The sequence below is a fragment of the Moritella sp. 5 genome (genome assembly GCF_018219455.1).
In the GTDB taxonomy this organism is placed as follows: Bacteria; Pseudomonadota; Gammaproteobacteria; order Enterobacterales; family Moritellaceae; genus Moritella.
The window spans coordinates 3,516,579-3,537,641 of record NZ_CP056122.1 but is presented as its reverse complement, the minus strand read 5'-3'; the positions used below and the strand labels follow the sequence as shown (position 1 = coordinate 3,537,641).

Annotated in this window: 19 protein-coding genes; 10 read left to right on the top strand and 9 right to left on the bottom strand. The window is 40.6% G+C overall.

Annotated features, from left to right (window positions below; translation table 11 throughout):
- The first annotated feature begins 76 nt into the window (after positions 1 to 76).
- The 5 genes from HWV01_RS15700 (at position 77) to guaD (ending at position 7,246) form a co-directional block, all read left to right on the top strand.
- Complete coding sequence (locus HWV01_RS15700) at positions 77 to 802, top strand: GntR family transcriptional regulator (RefSeq protein WP_211672436.1); 726 nt, start codon at positions 77 to 79, stop codon at positions 800 to 802.
- Between the two features lie 301 nt (positions 803 to 1,103).
- Positions 1,104 to 2,549, top strand: a complete 1,446-nt coding sequence (gene xdhA, locus HWV01_RS15695) for a xanthine dehydrogenase small subunit (RefSeq protein ID WP_249185341.1) — start codon at positions 1,104 to 1,106, stop codon at positions 2,547 to 2,549.
- Entirely contained in the window at positions 2,542 to 4,956 is a 2,415-nt protein-coding gene (gene xdhB / locus HWV01_RS15690; protein ID WP_211672435.1) for a xanthine dehydrogenase molybdopterin binding subunit, read from the top strand. Before xdhA ends, xdhB begins: the two co-directional genes overlap by 8 nt.
- 58 nt (positions 4,957 to 5,014) lie before the next feature.
- On the top strand, positions 5,015 to 5,851 hold the full coding sequence (xdhC, locus tag HWV01_RS15685; RefSeq protein ID WP_211672434.1) for a xanthine dehydrogenase accessory protein XdhC: 837 nt from the start codon (positions 5,015 to 5,017) through the stop codon (positions 5,849 to 5,851).
- A gap of 87 nt (positions 5,852 to 5,938) precedes the next feature.
- Positions 5,939 to 7,246, top strand: a complete 1,308-nt coding sequence (gene guaD, locus HWV01_RS15680) for a guanine deaminase (protein WP_211672433.1) — start codon at positions 5,939 to 5,941, stop codon at positions 7,244 to 7,246.
- 75 nt (positions 7,247 to 7,321) lie between these two features.
- Here guaD and HWV01_RS15675 read toward each other — a convergent pair whose 3' ends face one another.
- Positions 7,322 to 8,485, bottom strand: a complete 1,164-nt coding sequence (locus tag HWV01_RS15675; RefSeq protein WP_211672432.1) for a glycosyltransferase — start codon at positions 8,483 to 8,485, stop codon at positions 7,322 to 7,324.
- A gap of 210 nt (positions 8,486 to 8,695) precedes the next feature.
- Between HWV01_RS15675 and HWV01_RS15670 the strand changes: the two genes are divergently transcribed.
- Positions 8,696 to 9,628, top strand: coding sequence for a glycosyltransferase family A protein (locus tag HWV01_RS15670; RefSeq protein ID WP_211672431.1), 933 nt, complete (start codon positions 8,696 to 8,698; stop codon positions 9,626 to 9,628).
- 2 nt (positions 9,629 to 9,630) lie between these two features.
- Here HWV01_RS15670 and HWV01_RS15665 read toward each other — a convergent pair whose 3' ends face one another.
- Both HWV01_RS15665 and HWV01_RS15660 read right to left on the bottom strand, forming a co-directional pair.
- Positions 9,631 to 10,266: a TetR/AcrR family transcriptional regulator gene (locus HWV01_RS15665; protein ID WP_211672430.1), complete on the bottom strand. Its 636-nt coding sequence runs from the start codon at positions 10,264 to 10,266 to the stop codon at positions 9,631 to 9,633.
- Between the two features lie 370 nt (positions 10,267 to 10,636).
- A complete protein-coding gene (locus HWV01_RS15660; protein WP_211672429.1) occupies positions 10,637 to 11,539 on the bottom strand; it encodes a LysR substrate-binding domain-containing protein in 903 nt (300 codons plus the stop codon).
- A gap of 97 nt (positions 11,540 to 11,636) precedes the next feature.
- Here HWV01_RS15660 and HWV01_RS15655 point away from each other — a divergent pair, with 97 nt between their 5' ends.
- Positions 11,637 to 12,632 (top strand): TDT family transporter, encoded by a 996-nt coding sequence (locus tag HWV01_RS15655; protein WP_211672428.1) that lies wholly within the window; start codon positions 11,637 to 11,639, stop codon positions 12,630 to 12,632.
- 89 nt (positions 12,633 to 12,721) lie between these two features.
- Positions 12,722 to 13,900 (top strand): HD-GYP domain-containing protein, encoded by a 1,179-nt coding sequence (locus HWV01_RS15650; RefSeq protein ID WP_211672427.1) that lies wholly within the window; start codon positions 12,722 to 12,724, stop codon positions 13,898 to 13,900.
- 47 nt (positions 13,901 to 13,947) lie between these two features.
- On the opposite strand, the gene HWV01_RS15645 is transcribed toward HWV01_RS15650, so the two are convergent.
- The 6 genes from HWV01_RS15645 to puuE all read right to left on the bottom strand — a co-directional run bounded on the left by HWV01_RS15645 (position 13,948) and on the right by puuE (position 18,854).
- On the bottom strand, positions 13,948 to 14,520 hold the full coding sequence (locus tag HWV01_RS15645; RefSeq protein WP_211672426.1) for an undecaprenyl-diphosphatase: 573 nt from the start codon (positions 14,518 to 14,520) through the stop codon (positions 13,948 to 13,950).
- 142 nt (positions 14,521 to 14,662) lie between these two features.
- Complete coding sequence (locus HWV01_RS15640) at positions 14,663 to 15,814, bottom strand: urate hydroxylase PuuD (protein WP_211672425.1); 1,152 nt, start codon at positions 15,812 to 15,814, stop codon at positions 14,663 to 14,665.
- A gap of 15 nt (positions 15,815 to 15,829) precedes the next feature.
- The gene (locus HWV01_RS15635) at positions 15,830 to 16,366 is read right to left on the bottom strand and encodes an ureidoglycolate lyase (protein ID WP_211672424.1); all 537 of its coding nucleotides are present in this window, start codon (positions 16,364 to 16,366) and stop codon (positions 15,830 to 15,832) included.
- 34 nt (positions 16,367 to 16,400) lie between these two features.
- The gene (gene alc / locus HWV01_RS15630; RefSeq protein ID WP_211672423.1) at positions 16,401 to 17,396 is read right to left on the bottom strand and encodes an allantoicase; all 996 of its coding nucleotides are present in this window, start codon (positions 17,394 to 17,396) and stop codon (positions 16,401 to 16,403) included.
- A gap of 14 nt (positions 17,397 to 17,410) precedes the next feature.
- Positions 17,411 to 17,938 carry a 2-oxo-4-hydroxy-4-carboxy-5-ureidoimidazoline decarboxylase gene (uraD, locus tag HWV01_RS15625; RefSeq protein ID WP_211672422.1) on the bottom strand — a complete coding sequence of 176 codons (528 nt, stop codon included), beginning with the start codon at positions 17,936 to 17,938 and terminating at the stop codon, positions 17,411 to 17,413.
- A 1-nt stretch (position 17,939) separates the two neighbouring features.
- Positions 17,940 to 18,854 carry an allantoinase PuuE gene (gene puuE / locus HWV01_RS15620; RefSeq protein WP_211675880.1) on the bottom strand — a complete coding sequence of 305 codons (915 nt, stop codon included), beginning with the start codon at positions 18,852 to 18,854 and terminating at the stop codon, positions 17,940 to 17,942.
- Positions 18,855 to 19,242: 388 nt separating this feature from the next.
- On the opposite strand from puuE, the gene uraH reads away from it, so the two are divergent.
- Positions 19,243 to 19,596 (top strand): hydroxyisourate hydrolase, encoded by a 354-nt coding sequence (gene uraH / locus HWV01_RS15615; RefSeq protein WP_211672421.1) that lies wholly within the window; start codon positions 19,243 to 19,245, stop codon positions 19,594 to 19,596.
- Positions 19,597 to 19,668: 72 nt separating this feature from the next.
- Positions 19,669 to 21,033 (top strand): NCS2 family permease, encoded by a 1,365-nt coding sequence (locus HWV01_RS15610; RefSeq protein WP_211675879.1) that lies wholly within the window; start codon positions 19,669 to 19,671, stop codon positions 21,031 to 21,033.
- The last annotated feature ends 30 nt before the right edge of the window (positions 21,034 to 21,063 follow it).

Genomic DNA, 21,063 nt, shown 5'->3' with positions numbered 1-21,063 from the left:
ATATCAATAAATGTCAGGTTATAGCGGTACTTAGTTGTATTGAGATAACCAAATTGGATTAACAATGGTGAAAATAATGTCTGAGCTAAGTGGTTCTGTAAAAACAGAAGGCAAGTCAGGCTCAATGGCTCAAGACGATATCGTCTATGCGCATATCTTTGATGCCATTCTTGAACGTCGTCTTCCGCCTGGAACAAAATTAAATGAAGAAGCATTGGGTGATATTTTTAGTGTAAGTCGCACTATTATACGTCGTGCATTATTACGCTTGTCACACGAACAAGTGGTGGTGATCCGTCCTAACCGCGGTGCTATTGTTGCATCGCCTTCTGTCGAAGAAGCAAAACAAGTCTTTATTGCTCGGCGTACACTCGAAGATGCTATTACTAAGCTTGCTGTTGAGAATGCATCAAATAAGCAGATTACGCATTTACGTCAATTGATAGTGGAAGAAAATGAAGCCACCAAACAAGGTGATTTAGGTAAAGCGATCCGTTTATCGGGTGAGTTTCATCTAAAGCTGGCTGAAATGTCTGGTAATGTGCCTTTATTTAATTTCCAGCGTAGCTTGGTATCGTTAAGCTCGTTGATTATTGCGCAATACGAAGTCGCGACGAGTACGCATTGTGTATTGGATGAGCACAGTGAGTTACTCGATGCGATTGAAGAAAAAGATGCTGAAAAAGCCTGCTTATTAATGCGTGAGCATTTAAAACATATCGAGTCTAAACTGAATTTAGATGGCGAGACCGTTTCCAGCGACCTGCATGTTGTTTTTTCTAATGTGCTAAATAAAAAATAAAATAACGCAAATTTTTATAATATTGTATACAAGCAATGCCAAGTTCAATGTAACTTGGCATTGCTATTTCTGCCTCCCACATCTATAGCCTTATCTAATCTTCACTATAATTGTATATATAATCCTCAAATTATTTTATTAAATTGTGTCTCAATTGTTATTTTTATGTAACAATAAGTTGACTTTAGAGTCAGGTTTCTAATCTAATAGGCTCGATTAGTCAGTCAAAACACAGCTAATAATAAAAATAATAGCGATTAATGTGAATGTCAATGTTACGGAATAACGCAGGAGGTACGACTTGATTAAGTTCCTACTTAACCAAAAAATGTGTCAGGTATCTGACCTTTCACCCAACACCACGGTACTCAATTTCTTACGTCAGGAAGAAGCGAAGAAAGGTACTAAAGAAGGTTGTGCATCAGGAGACTGCGGTGCATGTACCGTTGTACTTGGTGATGTTGTCGATGGGCGGATCCGCTATACATCAGTAAATGCGTGTATTACGTTTATATCCGCATTGCATGGTAAGCAACTGATCACGGTCGAAGATCTTAAATCAAAAGACGGAGCCTTACATCAGGTGCAACAAGCACTTGTTGATTTTAACGGTACCCAATGTGGTTATTGTACCCCTGGGTTTGTCATGTCGATGTTTGCATTAAGCAAAAATACACCGTCAGCCGACAAACATGCCATTTTTGAAGCATTAGCAGGTAACTTATGTCGTTGTACTGGCTATCGTTCAATTATTGATTCGGCAATAGCGTTAGCAGAACAAGACCATATTGTTGATGCGTTTGAATGCCTAGAAAGTGAAACTGTTGCGAAACTTAGTACCATTGAGCGCAGCGGGACACAAGAATTAACGGGTAACGGTCAATCATCTTACTCGCCTGATAATGTGGCTGAGTTGGCGGCGTTATTAGTGAAACACCCTGATGCTCGTATTGTTGCCGGTGGTACAGATTTAGCTTTGGAAGTAACCCAATTCCATCGTCCTATTAATACCTTGATTTCGGTTGGCAACGTGGCAGAGATGAAAGATATCAGAGTGACTGATACCCATATCGAAATTGGTGCTGCACGCAGCTTAACGGATAGTTACAGTACTTTGGCATTATACTTCCCAGATTTTGGTGAATTATTACATCGCTTTGCTTCGCTGCAAGTCCGTAACCAAGGAACGCTCGGTGGCAACATAGGTAACGCATCGCCAATTGGTGATACACCGCCAGCATTAATCGCGCTGAATGCACAAGTTGAATTACGTTGCGGTGATGATGTGCGCTTAATGGATTTAGAAGATTACTTCATTGGTTATAAGATAACAGCGCAAAAAGCCGCGGAATTTATTACCAAAATTGTCATTCCATTACCGACGTCAGAACAAGTATTTGGTATTTATAAGCTATCTAAACGTATTGATGATGACATTTCAGCTGTGTTAGCTGCATTTAATATAACCTTGAAAAATAATGTTATTACGGATGTGCGTTTAGCATTTGGGGGGATGGCTGCGACGCCGATGCGTGCGCAACATGCTGAGAAGGTATTACTGGGTGCAGCTTGGGAATACGGCAGTATTTATACGGCGATGCAAGCGTTAGATAAAGACTTTTCACCCTTATCCGATTTTCGTGCAAGTAAAGAATATCGTTCACTAGCAGCTAAGAATCTACTGAAGAAATTTTATTTAGAACAGCAAAATACAACAATTGAAACGCGGGTAACGTCTTATGTCTAATCACAATAAAGTGCAACTATCACAGCAGCAATTGTTAGCGCAAGCGAATCGTTCAATCAAGACTGGTGTGGGTAAAAATGTAAAACACGACAGTGCCGGTATTCAGGTGACGGGCGAAGCGGTTTACGTCGATGATCGTCTTGAATACCCTAATCAGTTACATGTGTATGTACGCATGAGTGATGTGGCACATGCCAATATTACGAAAATCGATTTAACACCGTGCTATGAATTTGATGGTGTGGAATTAGTAATTGAAGCTAAAGATGTTCCTGGCGAGTTAGATATTGGTGCTATTTTACCGGGCGATCCATTATTAGCTGACGGTAAAGTGGAGTATCTGGGTCAGGCTGTGATTGCTGTCGCGGCAAATTCGATGGAGATTGCACGTCAAGCTGCACAAGCGGCAATTATTGAATATGAAGAGCTACCAGCGATTTTAGATGTGGAAGAAGCATTAGCCAAAAAGAGCTTTGTGACTGAATCGCATCAACAGAAACGCGGTGATTCGGCTGCGGCATTGTCAGCAGCTAAGCATATTTTAGAAGGTAGTATTCATATTGGTGGCCAAGAGCATTTCTATTTAGAAACGCAAGCTGCGTCAGTCATGCCAACAGAGGATGGTGGTATGATTGTTTATGCGTCAACGCAAAACCCAACTGAAGTACAAAAATTGGTTGCCGAAGTAATTGGTGTACCTATGCATAAAGTCGTGATTGATATGCGCCGTATGGGCGGTGGTTTTGGTGGTAAAGAAACCCAAGCAGCAGGACCAGCGTGTTTATGTGCGGTGTTTGCTAAGTTAACGGGGCGGCCAACTAAGATCCGTTTACCGCGTGTTGAAGACATGATGATGACAGGTAAACGTCATCCTTTCTTTAATCAATACAAAGTTGGTTTTAATGATGATGGTCAAATAAATGGTATTGAAATCATCGTGGCGAGTAACTGTGGTTATTCACCGGATCTATCAAGTTCTATCACTGACCGTGCGATGTTCCACTCAGATAATGCCTACTATTTAGGTGACGCGACAATCACTGGTCACCGTTGCAAAACTAATACCGCATCAAATACTGCATTCCGTGGCTTTGGTGGCCCTCAAGGTATGATAACGATTGAACACATTATGGATGAAATTGCCGGTAAGTTAGGTAAAGATCCATTGGATGTACGTAAAGTGAATTTTTATGGTATCGAAGACCGTAATGTCACGCATTACTATCAAAAAGTAGAAGATAACTTTATTCATGAGCTGGTTGCCGATCTTGAAGCGACAAGTGAGTACGCACTGCGTCGTAAAGCGATTGACGAATATAATAAAAACAGCCCAATTTTGAAAAAAGGTATCTCGTTAACGCCTGTTAAATTTGGTATCTCGTTTACTGCTACCTTCTTGAACCAAGCGGGTGCATTACTGCACGTTTATACTGACGGCAGTATGCAGTTAAGCCACGGTGGGACCGAAATGGGTCAAGGGCTTAATACCAAAGTTGCGCAGATTGTTGCGCAAGAATTCCAAGTGGATATTGAGCACATTCAAATTACCTCGGCGAATACCAGCAAAGTACCTAATACTTCACCGACTGCTGCTTCATCAGGCACCGACTTAAATGGTAAAGCAGCACAAAATGCAGCACGCACTATTAAGCAACGTTTGATTGATTTTAGTGTGGCGCACTTTGGTGTGACAGAGGAAGAGGTTGTTTTTAGTAATAATACGGTGACGATCCGCGAACAAATTATGATGTTTGCTGACTTAATTCAACTCGCTTATTTTAACCAGATCTCACTCTCTAGCACCGGGTTCTATAAAACGCCTAAGATCTATTATGATCATGCGACGGCAAAAGGGCGCCCATTTTATTACTTCGCCTATGGTGCATCGTGTTCAGAAGTGCTGGTGGATACCTTAACGGGTGAATATAAAACGCTGCGAGTGGATATTTTGCATGATGTTGGCGCGTCACTGAATCCAGACATTGATATAGGCCAAATCGAAGGTGGCTTTATTCAAGGCATGGGTTGGTTAACCACCGAAGAGTTGGTATGGAATGACAAAGGTAAGTTAGCGACCAATGGCCCTATGGGTTATAAGATCCCTGCGATTGCAGATACGCCAATTGATTTTAGAACACACTTGGTTGAAAACCGCAGCAACCCAGAACAGACCGTTTACAACTCAAAAGCAGTGGGTGAGCCGCCGTTTATGCTAAGCATGTCAGTGTGGAGTGCATTGCGTGATGCGGTTGCGAGTGTGACTGACCATCAGTATGTACCGCACCTAGATACGCCAGCAACACCAGAGCGTGTGTTATGGGCAGTACAGGATGCAGAATGTTATAAGTTTGATGCCGCTAAACGTACTCAGGCTGTTGAGTCCGAAATAGTAAGTGTTATTGCGTAGCTTTTGATCGCGTAGCCTGTTAATCATGCAAGAGTACTGTTTAACAAGGAGATAGGTGATGTTTAAAGACAATTGGATTGACCCACTTGTAGAATTAAAGCAACGTGGTGAAGTGTGTATCATGATCACTGTACTTGAACATCACGGTTCAACCCCTCGTGATTCAGGTACGAAAATGCTGATCACGCAGGACCAACAATATGCCACTATTGGCGGTGGTCATTTAGAGCATCTCGCGACAAAAATGGCGCGTGAGATGCTAGCTGAAGGCAAAGATGCACTGGTCGTGGAGCGTTTTGATTTAGGCGCTCGTTTAGGGCAATGCTGTGGTGGTAGTGCGACCTTGATGTTTGAACCGATTGGGCAGTCACTGCATCATTTAGTGGTGTTTGGTGCAGGACATGTGGCAAAAGCCTTGTTGCATGTTGTTGCGCCGCTGCCATTTAGGGTCACTTGGATTGACCAACGCGAAGAACAGTTTCCCGCGCAGTTACCTGATAATGTCACCAAGTTAGTCAGTGATGATCCGGTGGGGGATGTGCTTGATATGCCGAAAGATAGCTACTATTTGGTTATGACGCATAATCATCAACTGGATTTTGATTTAGCTAGGGCAATTTTAAAACGCGGTGATGCTAAATATTTCGGAATGATAGGTTCGCAAACCAAGAAAAAGCGTTTTCAATATCGGCTACGGGCGCGCGATTTCACTGATACCCAGATTAATCAAATGATTTGTCCTATTGGGATTAGTGCGGTTGTAGGGAAACATCCCGCTGAGATTGCTATTTCGGTTGCCGGTGAATTAATTGCAACCTATCAAGGCTGTGCGTTAGAAAACAAACAAAAACCTAATCTAGTGCAAGTCAATAGCGAGATTGCCAAGTTAGCCTAAGTTTATACAGTGTATTATAGACACGCTATCATCAGAGTATTAGGATAGCGCGAGATACGATGCAGCAGCATAATGAAGGAAGTTTAAATGAGTACAATTCGAACCGCATACCGATCAGCAATATTACATAGCATTGGCGATCCCGATAAAATCGGTATGGAACATTCGTACGAATATTTTGCTGACGGTGCCATGATTATTGAAAATGGTATCGTACAAGCAATCGGTAACGCAGATGAAATTCTAGCGAATGAAAGCAATAATATCGATGTTAAAGTGTATGAAAATAAGATCATCACATCGGGCTTTATCGATACCCATGTGCATTATCCACAAACGGGCATGATCGCGTCGTATGGTGAACAATTACTGGATTGGTTAAATAACTATACTTTCCCTGCCGAGGGTAAGTTTGATGATCCTGAGCATGCGACTAAAGTTGCTGAGATCTTCTTACAAGAGTTAATGAGTAACGGTACCACGACCGCGTTAGTATTCGGTACTGTGCACAAACAATCGGTTGATAGTTTCTTCACCCAAGCAGAGTTGCGTAATCTACGTATCATCTGCGGTAAGGTAATGATGGATCGTAATGCGCCTGATTTCTTAACTGATACCCTTGAAAGTTGCTATGAAGACAGTAAAGAGCTCATCGAGCGATGGCATCAAAAAGGGCGTTTACACTATGCGGTTACGCCTAGGTTTGCACCGACAAGTACCCCTGAACAGCTTGATGTAGCGGCGCGTTTGTTAAGTGAATATCCAGATCTGTATATGCACACGCACTTATCAGAAAACTTAAAAGAGATTGAGTGGGTTAAAGAGTTATTCCCTGAACGTGCTAATTATTTAGACGTTTACGACCATCATGGCCTGCTAAGTGAACGTTCGGTATTTGCCCACAGTATTCATTTGTGTGACAGCGAATGTCAGCGTTTAGCTGATACAGGATCTGCGGTTGCATTCTGTCCAACGTCAAACTTATTTTTGGGTTCAGGTTTATTAGATTTACCACGTCTAGAAGCGTTTGGTATTAATGTGGGCGTGGGTACGGATGTAGGCGCGGGTACGTGTTTCTCATTATTATCAACAATGAACGAAGCGTATAAAGTATTACAGCTGCAGGGCAAGGCGTTAAGTCCGTTTAAATCATTATATCTAGCGACATTAGGCGGTGCGAAGGCATTACGCTTAGAAGATAAAATTGGTAACTTGGCAGTCGGTAAAGAAGCTGATTTTGTGGTATTAGACTTGGCGGCTACGCCGTTACTTAAGTTCCGCATGGAAAACTCGACTTCATTAGAAGAAACCTTGTTTGCATTAATGCTAATGGGTGATGATCGTGTTGTATGTGAAACTTATGTGTATGGTGAGAATCGTTATAGCAGTCTTTAGTCGCTAAGCGTTAATATTTAAAATGAAGGTACAAGCGTATACTGGAAGGTGTGCGCTTGTATCTTACTCTTCAGGTTATCTTGCACAGTTTTCAATCCAATGTGACAGGCTTTTTGCTTGATTCAATGCATCAAAATTATTTTCTATATTTAATCGTGCCAAGCGTCCCATATCTTGACGTTTTTCTGTTGGGTAGTTGATAAATTCGGTGATCGCTTGGCTCAGCGCTTGGGGATTTTTTTGTTTTACGATTATCCCTGTACCTGGTGCGACAATTTCTTTGCAGCCCATTAGGTCTGTTGTTATTACTGGAATCCCAACTGCCATCGCTTCTTTAAGTACGAGAGGTCCTGTATCGACACAGCCTGATCGTGAAATACAAAATGGCGCAACTAAACAATCAAACCTAGAGAGATTATGACTAACCCAGCGCGGTGATTTAGAACCAAGGAAATGTACAAATTTTGATAAACCTAAGTGTTCGACTTGCTGTTTTAAATTTGATAATTGATCCCCATCACCAATAATATCCAATGTGACTAAGTAATTATGATGTAATTCGTGCAGGCTTTGAATCAGGTAATTAATCCCTTTTTGCTCTACCAATCGGCCAAGAAAAACCAGTCGTAATGGTACTAGTTTATGCTGTTTTTCTGGGGTTAATAAGGACGGTTTAAATTCATTTATTTTTACGCCGCAGTGCAATAGCTTTATTTTATCGTGGTTGATTTTTTTTAGATCTTCTTCCATGTCTTTGCAAACAGCTACGACAAAGTTACTGTTATGTATTTTTAAATTTACATCATAAGGCGTTTCGTAAATATCGTGACCATGGGCAACAAAAGAGCAGGTGATATTCATCATTTTTGCTGCCACTATTGCGTGGGCGCAGGTGTGCTGAGCAAAATGAGCATGGGCATGACTGACCCCTTCTTTACGCATTTGAAGTGCGAGTTTTAAGCTGTATCGAAATAAGGACAATTTGGGCATCGAACGTTGTTTCGCAATAAAACGAAGGGCTCTTATTATACCGATTGGACTGAGCGTGGAGATTAATGAGAAATAAGCTTTTGCACCGATAACATGAATATCATATCCAAACTCGCCGCAGTCGTGGTATTTGGTAAATGTCATGACACAAACGTCATGACCATATGCACTTACCGAGTCAACTTCGGTACGAATAAATGTTTCTGTGAGCACTGGGTATGAAGGGGCTAAAAATGCCACTTTTTTCATTCTAATACCCCTACCTTTTGCATTTAAACGTCCTTACTTTTATTCCAATGAATGTAATACTGCTGTTTTGCATTCAAAAATAAATTTCTTAACTACTCTTAATTTGATCGTCAAAGTAAAGCCTATACCGAATGATAGTCTATATAAATGCGATTGTTTCTTTAGTGAACTGAAAATAAGGTGTTGGTAGATAGCATAAGGAGTGGTGTTATGATTTGTACAGTCTCTGTAATTATTCCTAGCTATAACTGTTTGGAATATTTGCCGAAAGCGATAAGTAGTATTTTTCAGCAAAATAGAACCGATATTGAAATTATCATTGTTAATGATAATAGTAGCGATGGTAGCGCAGAATATCTTGCCGCGTTAAGTCAGAAAGAGCCTTGCGTTAATGTGATTACAGCTCATGGTGTGGGTGCGGCTGGGGCGCGTAATCTTGCAATAGAAGCAGCGAGTGGTGAGTACATCGCTTTTTTAGATGCTGATGATTATTGGTACCCTAATAAGCTATTAGCCCAGCTGGCATTGCATGCGGAGAATCCGAACGTTGCGATGTCGTTTACTAACTATGATCATGTTAATGAGCAATATCAATATACTGTTGATTGTTTTGGTTATTGGAATCAATTTACTGACATTAGCACGCCGACTCATCATATCAATCAGCCGTTAGCGCAAGTATTGGGCCATAATGTCGTGGGTACATCGACTGTGATGGTAAAAGCCTCTGTATTTGAGACTGTTGGTTTGTTTGATTCCAGCATGAGTTATTGTGAAGATTGGCAATTGTGGCTAAAAATATGTGAGAACTTTGAAGTTGCAGTATTAACGAAAAGCTACACTGGTTATCTTGTGCGTAGAAACTCGATTACTCAGACAGATAGTAAACGTTTACAGCACCTTGAATGTATTGAGCATATTATTACAGGCTATAAGCAACGTGATGTCGGGTTAAGTCGGCATACATTTGCATTGGCCGATGCAAAATTAAAAGAAGGTTATGCCGACTATTATCGTACGAAAAAAAAATTCATTAATGCGCTGTGTTATGAGGGTTATGCTTTTTTGCTTAACCCTCAAATTAGACGCTTTAAAAATGGCTTGGGAGACATTAAAAAACTAATTCTGAGCCCAATTACTTAGTGTTACTCAGTCTGTGCCGTTATTTCGTCACAAGACTTCACATTGCAGCCTTTTAGGACAAGTTGACTAATCAGCTGTGCAGCGTCGTCATAGTCACTTGCTGCTAGTGATGTTTTTCCCATTACAGCATTGATCTGCCAACTAAAGTCAGCATAAGTTTGGGTCGAAGACCAGATCATGAATAACAGATGGTGCGGTGATACATTGTCCATTTGACCAGCTTCAATCCACTGCGTAAATTTATCAAGTAAAAACGTACTCTGATTCATTAAACGCTGTCTTATTTCAGGAGAAAGTAATGGCGAACCACGCATGATTTCATTCGCGAATACTTTGGAAGCATAAGGATAATCTCGAGAGATGATTAGCTTTGTTTTAATATATTCGGTTAATGCGACTGCGGGGTTATTGATGGTTTCGATAGGGTGGGTTGCACTGAGTAATGGTTCGATGATTGTTTCCAGTACTGCAGAGTATAAAGTCTCTTTATTACCAAAATAATAATAGACGTTGGCCTTAGGCACACCGGCAAGTTTCGCGATATCAATGGTTTTTGTTGCTGCATAACCTTCACTGGCAAACACTTGACTGGCAGCCTTTAAAATCTTTCCTTCGTTTTTCTTCCGTATGGTAGACATTCTTATATTCATCCCTTCACAGTTATCTTATAGAAAGTTATAAAAATTAACGTCACAAATAACTTGACCCTGGGGTCGGCTTTTTGTTTAATAGTCTTGGCACGAATACTCAAGCTTTGCACGGGCTTTGAGTATTATATTTACTTATTTGGCAACGGTATTTCATTCCTTTCTACCGATTGCCTAGCTATCGCTATTTGAATTTTTTATCAAAGAAGTAAGTATACTTTATCCTGTAATTTCCAGCTAGCTTGGATATATAGCGGGCGTAATAATTTGATTAAATATTACGACAGGAGTAGCAATTGCTACTCCTTTTTTTTGCCTAATATTAGAGGGGGAAAAGTATATCTATTGATTTTATCGCATTTTATTTACCGATTAATTGGCTACTATCCCACCGCTGGCTGAACTCGATAAACGCTGTAATTAATTCACTTTTGAATTTTTGTTTATGCATTATGATTTTGTATTGGCGCTCTAGTTTCGTATCGAGTGGTAATATTTGCACACGGTTGTTTGCTAAAGCGTGCGTCGCACTGAATTTAGATACGCAGGCAAGTCCGAGTCCTGCTGCGACAAAGTTGAGTTGTGCTTCGATTGAATTTAACTGGTACGCGAGTTGCCATTGTTGAACCGCTGGTGCAATATGATTATCAAAGAATGCGCGACTGCCTGAGCCTGATTCACGTAACACCCAAGCATTGTCGGTTAAGTCTGTTAACTGCAATGCTGTTTTTTCTTGTAGTGGGTGATTTGATGCTGCAATGATACACATTTCATCTGTTATCCAAGGCGTTTTTTCAATGTCATTGTGCTTAACATCACCTTCGATAAGGCCTATATCTAATTGATAACTTAATATCATTTTAGCAATGTTGGCGCTGTTACTGATATGTAACGTTTGCTGAGTGTGTTCTGTTTGTTGTCTAAATTGTGCGATCAACCAAGGACATATCTGGTTACCAATCGTCTCGCTTGCACCAATGGCGAGATCGCCAATTAGCTGTCCTGATTGCTGAAACAAGGTATCAATACTGGCCGCGCGGTGCAGTAACTCATCGGCGATAGGTAATAAACGTTGACCATATGGATTGAGGTGTAAGCGGTTATTAGTACGATCAAATAACTGTTGATCTAATTGATTTTCAAGCTCGCTTAATGCCATGCTTACGGCTGCTTTGGTTAAGAATAAGCTTTTTGCAGCGTGGGTGATACTTTGCTGCTGGCTGACAGCAACAAATACACGTAATTGTTTCAATGATAAATTCATGTACGTTCAACTTTTATTAACTATATGTTAAAAATATACAGGTTTAATTAACGCATGGCTATGTTTATAATGTCTGCATCAACTAGAGAGGTGCATTATGTTAAACCAAATTAGAATTAACTTTAAGTTATTACCAACCCCTGCAGCAGGTCTTGCCCTAGGAATATCATCATTGGGTGCACTGTGGGAGTCGGTTTATGATTTTAATGGTTATATTCAGACTGCTACGGCGGTGGTTGCAGCAGCGATCCTATTTTCCTTGTTATTGCGTTTTATTATCTACCCAAAAATGTTGTTGAATGATCTTTCTCATCATGTTGTAGGGAGTGTTGTTCCAACATTTGCAATGGCGACTATGGTGGTATCAAATTCATTAATTACCTCATCACCAGCGCTGTCTACAACTATATGGCTGGCTGCTATCGTGGCACATTTGGTCTTTTTAGTCGTGTTTCTTTATCATCGTGTTAAAGATATGCAATTACAACATATGGTTCCGAGTTGGTTTGTGCCACCAATTGGTTTGATTGTTGCTGTATTTACCTGTCCTCAACCAGAAAAATTTGAATCTCTTTGTTATGCAATTTTGGTTTTTGGTATAGTTAATTATGCACTGTTATTGCCAGTAATGCTTAATCGCCTTATTTTTGGTGAAAAAATTCAGGCTGGTGAAAAACCGTCAATTGCCATATTAGCGGCGCCAGCGAGTTTATGTCTAACTGGATATTTAGCCTTTATGTCTGAGCCATCACCAATTATTGTTGCTGTTTTATTAGGTATAGCAGTGTTGATGACGATGGTTATCTATATGGCGCTTCTACATTTATCTCGCTTAACTTTTCACCCTGGTTTTGCTGCCTTTACATTTCCGTTAGTGATTAGTGCTAAGGCTTTATATAGCATTGGTGATTGGCTTGAAAAAGTCGGTATTTCTGAGCATTACATCTCTCAGTTACATGTTGTTGCTTTATTTGAATTAGGGGGAGCAACCGTAGTTGTTGCTTGGGTTAGTGCATGCTACATAAAATGTTTAGTTGCTAAATTGCAAAGTATGTATATTGCGCATAAAACGCAGATAGCAGTAACGGTATAAAGTAAGTGGTTTGTTATTTGGTATATTTACACGTTATATGGTGATAGAGTTGCTTTTGCTAAAACGTTCCCTTTCTTGAGTTACATATTATGCTTATAGAGCAAGATATTACCTGTATCACTATTGGTGCTTATATCGAAAAAATAACCCTTCAAACAGGTAGTTTCAGGCTTACTCAACCTGAATGGGTGAAAAACGAGGTGGTGATTAATAAGCTTATTGAGCTGGGAATCAAACGCGTATTGGTTAATACTGACAAATTTGATGCGAAAATGGCAGCTACAGTTGTCTCTGCGGCTTCAATAGCGATGAAGCGAAAGCAAGCGTTTGATGTGAAAATGACGCAAGCTAAGGCGCTCATTTTAACGTCTAAAGATATACAGAGAAAGATATTTCAGCATATTGAAGAGGGGTCTCAAATTGACCTTTGCTCAGTAAAAAATATCACAACAGAATTAATCGATACCTTATTTACCAATTCTGATGCGCTAATGTGCGCGATAAATATTCGTAATAAAGATGAATATTTATTAGAGCACTCTTTTGCTGTTTCTATGTTAATGGCGCTATTTTCTCGTTATCTTGGTATCGAAAAAACAGTGATCAGAGAGTTGGCTATCGGTGCTTTCTTACATGATATTGGTAAGATTCGCACGCCTGATTATATTCTTAATAAACCGGGTAAATTGACACCCGATGAGTTTGGAATTATGAAATTACATGTAAATCATTCCATCGATATTATTAAATCAATTCCTGGTATTTCTAAAACCAGCTTAGATGTTGCGGCCATACACCATGAAAAATTAAATGGTGAAGGCTATCCATATGGTTTGATGGGACAACAAGTATCTCGATTTGGTCGTATGCTTTCTATCTGTGATATCTATGATGCACTAACTGCAAATCGCTGTTATAAAAAAGGTTTAACCCAGCTAAAATCATTCGGTATTCTGCGTAATCTAGCTCAAAATGGACAATTGGATTTGAACCTAGTCCACGCTTTTATTAAATGCATGGGAATCTATCCCGTTGGCTCACTGGTCAAGCTAAACTCTAATCGTTTAGCGATTGTCGAAGGTTATAACAAAGCAGATCCGATTAGACCTAAAGTGAATTCGTTTTATAGCTTAGATAAACGGGATTTTGAGCTAACGAATCAGATTGATTTGTCTATGGATGATGATGAAATTTCAGAGTCGGTGAGAGCGGATGATTTTGATTTAGATATGGAAGAGATCATGCGATTTTTAGTCAGCGAAGCGTAACAACCAGCAACCGCAACGTGCTGCTGGTTTCATTATTCGCTTTTTATTTATAGAATTCGCCCTGTTAAACGATCACTAATGGAAATAATAACGTTATAACAGGTGGCTAATTTATGTCGAATGGAATGTACCATCATTGCTGAGAGTGCTCCGATAATAGCTGCCCCGGCAATGTCGAAAGGGAAATGAACGCCAATATACACACGAGATAGCCCACCAACAACGGCCAGTGCTGTTAACCCGAATGCCAATTTTCTTGTTGCCCGATGAAACAATAAACTAAATGCAATGCAAAACATAAATGTGGTGTGATCTGAGGGAAACGACGAATTTGCAGCGTGTTCAACAAGTGTTGTACCCAAATTATTCATAAAAGGGCGAGGGTGGAAATAAACTTGAGCAATAAGTGTATTAATCGTGATACCAACAACAGAAGTCAGGGTCGCTCCAATAAGATAACGCTTCGATTGCTCTTTACTGCGAAACCATAAGATTACGACCAATACGATAAATGCATAAGGCATCGCTTCTGCGAAGAAAATGAAAAGGTAGTCAAAGAATTGGTTTTGGCCTGCAAATTGATTAATTGCGGAAAAGAGTAAATTGTTTAATTGTTGCATGAAATGGTCTTACCTAAATGAATATCAACGATAAGACCATTATTCTGAAGTAATGTTCATTCTAAACATAAATATCTATATGAAAGGGAGTACTCAGTTCATTCATCATCAACTGAGTACTCATCGTATTATTGGTTAGCGCTTATATTTTTGCGCCCTGGTTTATCCAGTTAATCACGACGGTACGTTCATCATCGGTCATTTTGGTGATATTACCTTGGGGCATAACGCGGTTACGCACTGCCGATAACACTCTATCTGAATTAAGTTTTATGTTTTCAGCTGTATCAAGGTGTACGCCAGCCATAGGTGCAACACCTGCGGTCGCATGACATACAGCGCAACGTTCTGCGACAATACTTTGCACCTCACTAAACGCGACTTGTGGTGCGCTGTTATCTACTGTAGGTTTAGTGACAAATGCTAACGTGATCATAGCAAAAGCGGCAAACGGTAATGTCCATGCGTATTTCTGATGCTGGTGACGCGTATTGAAATAATGACGCACTAACACACTGATAATTGACACTGCGGCTAATATTAACCAGTTGTACTCACTCCCATAGGTACTTGGGAAGTGATTACTGATCATGATAAATAACACAGGTAATGTCAGGTAGTTATTATGACGCGAGCGTAATAGTGCTTTTGCAGGATCTTTCGGATCGGGTTGTTCACCTTTCGATACTGCTGCTACCATTTTTCGTTGACCCGGCATAATCACAAAAAATACGTTGCCGACCATGATCGAGCCTATCATTGCGCCAACATGGATATAGGCTGCACGGCCTGTGAATACCAGTGATAGACCATATGCCACAGCAATGATCATTAACATCAGTATTCCGCCCATTAATGCGGGTTTCTGCGCTAATGGTGACTCACATAATAAATGATAAACAATCCAACCAACCACAATAGTCGCGATTCCAATCGCAATACCTTGCCATTCAGTTAAGCCTGATTCGGGTGAAATCAGCATCGATTGCGCATTAAAGTAATACACGACGGTTAACAGTGAGATACCGCTAAGGAAAGTTGTGTATGCTTCCCATTTAAACCAATGTAGTGTTTCAGGCATTTTTGCTGGCGCAAGTTTGTACTTTTCTAAGTGGTAAATACCACCGCCATGAATAGCCCAAAGGTCACCAGCTAAACCCGTTTTTGGGTTGATGCGATTAAGATGGTTTTCTAGCCATACAAAATAGAATGAGGCACCGATCCAAGCGATACCAAAAATCATATGCATCCATCGAATAGTAAGATTCAGCCATTCTGTAATATGCGGATCCATAAATACTCCCTGTTATTATAGTTGCGTACCGAGTACGTCTTTATTAAATATACGTGTTTCAGCATCGGTAAAATGTACTTCTTCGCAGTTATTACCCGGTCCAGCGCGATCAACGATCAAGAATTTATCTTGGTTTGTTAACGCGAGGATAGGGTGGTGCCAAACACCTTTGTGATAATTAACACCCTGTGATCCATCGCTGATAAAGCCACGAATGGTTTGGCTATCTAACCGTTCTTGCTTTAAATCACCCGTTGGCGCAGCGACTAAAATTAAATACGCATTGCCAAATAAAGGAATAAACGCCTGTGAACCTAACGGGTGGCGTTCCATCATGCTTACCGATAATGGATAAGTTAAAGGTGTTGCCTGAAAGATACTGATGATCGTACGGCCACCCTTCGTTTCGGTGTCGACATCGGCAAGCTGATGATAGCGACGAGTAGAACCATTGTTGATCATGAAATAATCACGATCCGTCGTTGCGATCACATCCCCGTAAGGCTTAAACGCTTCTGCGGTTAATGGTTCAAGTGTAATCATGTTAGTCATCAGCAAGTCCCTTATATTGACAATATAGTCGTGATTATTTAGATACAGTACCGAATAGTCGTACTCGGCTAATACCACCGTCCGGATAAATATTTACACGAATGTGAGTAATATCCCCAAGATCGTTAACTTGTTTTTCAAAGTTATGAATATTATCTGCAGATAGCTTTTGTGCTGGTAACAGTTCGCGCCAGAATAAGCTTTGTGCTTGGATTTGTTCTTCGGTACCGCCTGTCACACAAGCTGCTTGAATGTTTACTGAATCTGGAAAATTACCTTTAAAGTGCGCAGTATCGATTTCGATACGATTAATACTGCCTTTATTACCTAATGCGATAATTACCCAATCATTACCGGGTGTACGACGACGTGCAGTTTCCCAGCCGTCACCCATGTTTACACCACGACCTGGATTCAATAAATTACCCATCACACCAAAGTGTTCATCGTTACAAGCAATCGCACGACCGCCGTTTACGGTTGCGGCTAAATCAATTTCTTGATCGGCGCTGATACTATCCCAGTTAATACTTGGCTTTCCGTAAACACGTAAACGTGCAACACCACCGTCAGGATAAATGTTAAGACGTACGTGGGTATGAACAGCATCGCTTGTTAGGCTAAATAAATGCTCACTATCACCTTGTAATGATTCTGAACCGAGAATTTCTGTCCATACTGTTTCTGCTTGTGGATCTTGACCATCAGCGACAAAGCAGGCGTCAACAGAGGCTGAAGGTGCATAGTTACCAGTAAAGTTTGATGTATCAATGTTCAAACCTTCAATTGAACCGGGTAAACCCAAACGGACGATACAGTAATCATAACCTTCATGGCGCTTACGGCGAGACTCCCAACCGTCCATCCATTTACCATTTTCATCATATAGGTCGGGTATAAATACCGCGGCTTCTGTTTTTAGCATTCGTTGCTTATCAGCAAAAAAATCATCTGTCGCAAAAATAGCTTCCGCACCGAGCTTTTCATCAGCAAGGTTAATATGGCGGTCAAAGTTTAATTCAGTAGTCATTGTAGTCGTCCTTGTTATAAATCGTTTAAACGAAATGCGGCGATTTTGTTTATTTCTAATAATGCTTGTTTGAACTCGGTGTCGATATTATTTTGAATTCGACGTTTAAAGTCCGCTAAGATTAAAAAGCGGTTAGCACCGCGCACAGCTTTGATGAAAGGGAAGTTAAATTTCGCTTTATAGGCATCATTGAGTTGTGTGAAATGGGTAAACTCTTCGGCTGTACATTGATCTATTCCTGCACCAGCTTGCTCAGAGGTTGATGCGGAAGTAAGTTCCCCATTAACTGCTGCGCGGCCAGCTAAATCTGGGTGGGCATTGATTAATGCAAGTTGTTGATCAGGAGCCGCCGCAAGTAAAATGTCCGCCATGCATTGCTGTAATGTGGCAATGTTATTGATATCGCCATCGATACCTTGCTGTTGGTATTGTTGATAGGCTTCTTCAGCTACCCAAGGGCTGTGCTCATAGATATCAGCAAACACAGCCACAAAATCGGATTGCGATAGTTGACTTGGGATGCAGGTATTAAAACGTGTCATGTTACGCCTCCTTGTATGGGTGATGTTTGATCCAGTGATTTGCTATTTGCTCTCGTGTACATAGCCACACATCATCATGCTGCTTGACGTAATCTAAGAAGCGCTTTAGTGATGCTACACGTCCCGGACGGCCTATTAAGCGGCAATGTAGCCCGACAGACATCATTTTGGGCGATGCTATACCTTCAGCATAAAGGGTGTCGAAGCTGTCTTTTAAGTATTGAAAGAATTGCTCACCACTATTAAAACCTTGTGGTGTAGCAAAGCGCATGTCATTGACATCTAGGGTATAAGGGATCACTAGGTGCGGTTTATTGTTGGCTTTAACCCAATACGGTAGGTCGTCATCATAGGCGTCTGAGTCATACATAAAGCCGCCTTCTTCAGCGACCAAACGTCGGGTGTTAGGACCCAATCGGCCAGTATACCAACCCGTCGGACGTTTCCCTGTTAGCGTTTTGATAATGTCGATAGCTTTATGTAAGTGTTCACGCTCTTCGGCTTCATCGGTATATTGATAATCAAGCCAACGATAACCATGGCTGCAAATCTCGTGGTTTGCAGCAACAAATGCTTTGGCGACATCAGGGTGTCTTTCTAATGCCATTGCGACGGCAAATATAGTGAGCGGTATTTGATATTCTGCGAATAAGCTTAATAAGCGCCAAACCCCCGCACGGCTGCCATACTCATAGCAAGACTCCATACTGAGATTTCGAACACCTTGTAAGGGTACTGCGCCGGGCATTTCGGATAGAAAAGCTTCTGATTCACTATCGCCATGTAATACGCAACGCTCGCCACCCTCTTCATAGTTAAGAACAAATGAGATCGCTAAGCGTGCTTTGTTAGGCCAGTTGGCATTTGGCACATTTTGGCCATAACCAATAAGATCTCTCGGATAGGCAACAGTCATCATGACTCCTTATTAAGCGTATATTTCGCTAATCACTCTTTAAATTATAGATAAGTAATCACGTTGTTATACAATTATTACAATTATTGTATACAAAATCTATATAAATATGTAACAAGTTTGCAAAGGTTGGTTGTGTACCTAAAACGGGGCGGGTTGTTAGTATATTCTTGGTTTTTTCTATTTATTAGTGATTATTATGGGATTAATTAGGCATTTTTTTGTGTTTTTAAAACAAAAGTCAGATTAATAATTTAACTTTTGAGTGTTTTTCTGCAATCATGTGAAACATAAACTTAACATATTGTATTTATCTATGTATTGAATTTGTAGTTTAGACGATATTTAAGCTGTGATATTTAATGGCGACAGTAAGGTATTTTTGATTATGAGTGGACTCAGTACACATGTACTTGATACAGCCAATGGTGTTCCAGGTGCTGGTATCAGTATTAAATTATTTAAGGTAGAAGCAGATCAATTAGAGTTAGTCGCTTCAGCTGTTACTAACAGTGATGGGCGAACAGATTCTTTATTATTAACCAGTGATGAACTGCGTGTTGGTAAGTATCAGCTGCAATTTGATACGGCAGATTATTTCCGTGCACGTGGAACTATTGTGCCAGAAACTGCTTTTTTAGATGACATTGTTATCCGCTTTGGTATTAGCGATATACAAGCGCATTATCATGTACCGCTGTTGGTATCCCCGTTCAGTTATTCGACTTATCGAGGTAGTTAGTTGAAATAAATAATAAAATTAATATTATAAAAACGTAAAATCGGTAAACCCGAATACAAAAAGGGAACTATGATGGATAAAACACAACAAGGATCTGAGTTACAGGGATCATCTAAAGGTGGCTTATTAGAGCGGTTATTTAAACTCTCTGAGCATGGCACTACGGTGAAAACTGAGCTTATGGCAGGTTTAACAACCTTCGTTACTATGGCTTACATTATTTTTGTAAACCCTGACATTATGGCAAAGACTGGCATGGATAAGGATGCGTTGGTCGTTGCTACCTGTATTGGTGCTGCAATTGGCTGTATGTTGATGGGACTATACGCTAACTGGCCAGTGGGACTTGCGCCGGGTATGGGGCTTAATGCTTTCTTTACTTATACAGTCGTATTTGACATGGGTTACACATGGCAGGTCGCGATGGCGGCTGTGTTTGTCTCGGGTGTACTCTTTGCGTTAATGAGTTTTTATAAGATCCGAGAATGGATATTAGACAGTATTCCGCAGAGCTTACGCTATGCGATGACTGCTGGCGTGGGTCTGTTCTTAGGCATCATAGGTTTTAAAAGTGCGGGTATCGTCGTTGCTTCTCAACCGACCTTAGTGACCATGGGTAATTTTACAGAACCGAGTGTATTACTTGCCGCATTAACCTTCCTCATTATTGGCTCATTATTCCGTCGTAATCTATTTGGTGCGGTATTAATCGGTATGTTAGTGACAACGCTTGCTGGTATCCCACTGGGCCTGGTTTCTGCACCTGCGTCAATTATTTCTATGCCGCCAAGCATTGCGCCATTATTCATGGAAATGGATTTTAAACATCTGTTTTATAATGCAGAAGGGCTATTTAATGTCGGTATGATCAGTGTCATTATCTCGTTCTTATTTGTGAACATGTTTGATACGGCAGGCACATTAATGGGGGTTGCGGATAAAGCGAATCTGATTAATGAAAAAGGTGAAATTGAGAACTTGAAAAAATCACTGAAAGCGGACTCTGTATCAAGTGTATTGGGCGCATGTGTGGGTTGCCCACCTGTGACGTCTTATGTTGAAAGTGCGTCAGGTGTTGCTGCTGGTGGCCGAACGGGTTTAACAGCGGTGACGGTTGGTGCGTTATTCTTAGCGGCGACATTCTTCACGGATATTGCGTTAATTATTCCAAGTTATGCGACTGCAGGTGCACTTATCTTCGTTTCTTTCTTGATGATGAGTGGCCTGAGTAAAGTAAACTGGGATGAGTTTACCGATTATGTACCAGCCTGTATTACGGCAATCATGATGGCCTTCACGTTCTCTATCGCGAATGGTATTGCACTTGGTTTTATCGCTTATACTTTCTTAAAAGTAGGTTCAGGTAAAGCAAAAGAAGTATCAATTAGTATTTGGGTATTAACGGCTGTGTTTGTTGCTAAATTAGCGTTTATGTAAACACGAGTTTAAACCAATAAAAAAGCCACT

Excerpts from the sequence above, each read along its gene's own strand:
- HWV01_RS15700 (WP_211672436.1), top strand. The coding sequence starts at position 77 with ATGTCTGAGCTAAGTGGTTCTGTAAAAACAGAAGGCAAGTCAGGCTCA.
- xdhB (WP_211672435.1), top strand. The coding sequence starts at position 2,542 with ATGTCTAATCACAATAAAGTGCAACTATCACAGCAGCAATTGTTAGCG.
- xdhC (WP_211672434.1), top strand. The coding sequence starts at position 5,015 with ATGTTTAAAGACAATTGGATTGACCCACTTGTAGAATTAAAGCAACGT.
- guaD (WP_211672433.1), top strand. The coding sequence starts at position 5,939 with ATGAGTACAATTCGAACCGCATACCGATCAGCAATATTACATAGCATT.
- HWV01_RS15675 (WP_211672432.1), bottom strand. The coding sequence starts at position 8,485 with ATGAAAAAAGTGGCATTTTTAGCCCCTTCATACCCAGTGCTCACAGAA.
- HWV01_RS15670 (WP_211672431.1), top strand. The coding sequence starts at position 8,696 with ATGATTTGTACAGTCTCTGTAATTATTCCTAGCTATAACTGTTTGGAA.
- HWV01_RS15665 (WP_211672430.1), bottom strand. The coding sequence starts at position 10,266 with ATGTCTACCATACGGAAGAAAAACGAAGGAAAGATTTTAAAGGCTGCC.
- HWV01_RS15660 (WP_211672429.1), bottom strand. The coding sequence starts at position 11,539 with ATGAATTTATCATTGAAACAATTACGTGTATTTGTTGCTGTCAGCCAG.
- HWV01_RS15655 (WP_211672428.1), top strand. The coding sequence starts at position 11,637 with ATGTTAAACCAAATTAGAATTAACTTTAAGTTATTACCAACCCCTGCA.
- HWV01_RS15650 (WP_211672427.1), top strand. The coding sequence starts at position 12,722 with ATGCTTATAGAGCAAGATATTACCTGTATCACTATTGGTGCTTATATC.
- HWV01_RS15645 (WP_211672426.1), bottom strand. The coding sequence starts at position 14,520 with ATGCAACAATTAAACAATTTACTCTTTTCCGCAATTAATCAATTTGCA.
- HWV01_RS15640 (WP_211672425.1), bottom strand. The coding sequence starts at position 15,814 with ATGGATCCGCATATTACAGAATGGCTGAATCTTACTATTCGATGGATG.
- HWV01_RS15635 (WP_211672424.1), bottom strand. The coding sequence starts at position 16,366 with ATGACTAACATGATTACACTTGAACCATTAACCGCAGAAGCGTTTAAG.
- alc (WP_211672423.1), bottom strand. The coding sequence starts at position 17,396 with ATGACTACTGAATTAAACTTTGACCGCCATATTAACCTTGCTGATGAA.
- uraD (WP_211672422.1), bottom strand. The coding sequence starts at position 17,938 with ATGACACGTTTTAATACCTGCATCCCAAGTCAACTATCGCAATCCGAT.
- puuE (WP_211675880.1), bottom strand. The coding sequence starts at position 18,854 with ATGACTGTTGCCTATCCGAGAGATCTTATTGGTTATGGCCAAAATGTG.
- uraH (WP_211672421.1), top strand. The coding sequence starts at position 19,243 with ATGAGTGGACTCAGTACACATGTACTTGATACAGCCAATGGTGTTCCA.
- HWV01_RS15610 (WP_211675879.1), top strand. The coding sequence starts at position 19,669 with ATGGATAAAACACAACAAGGATCTGAGTTACAGGGATCATCTAAAGGT.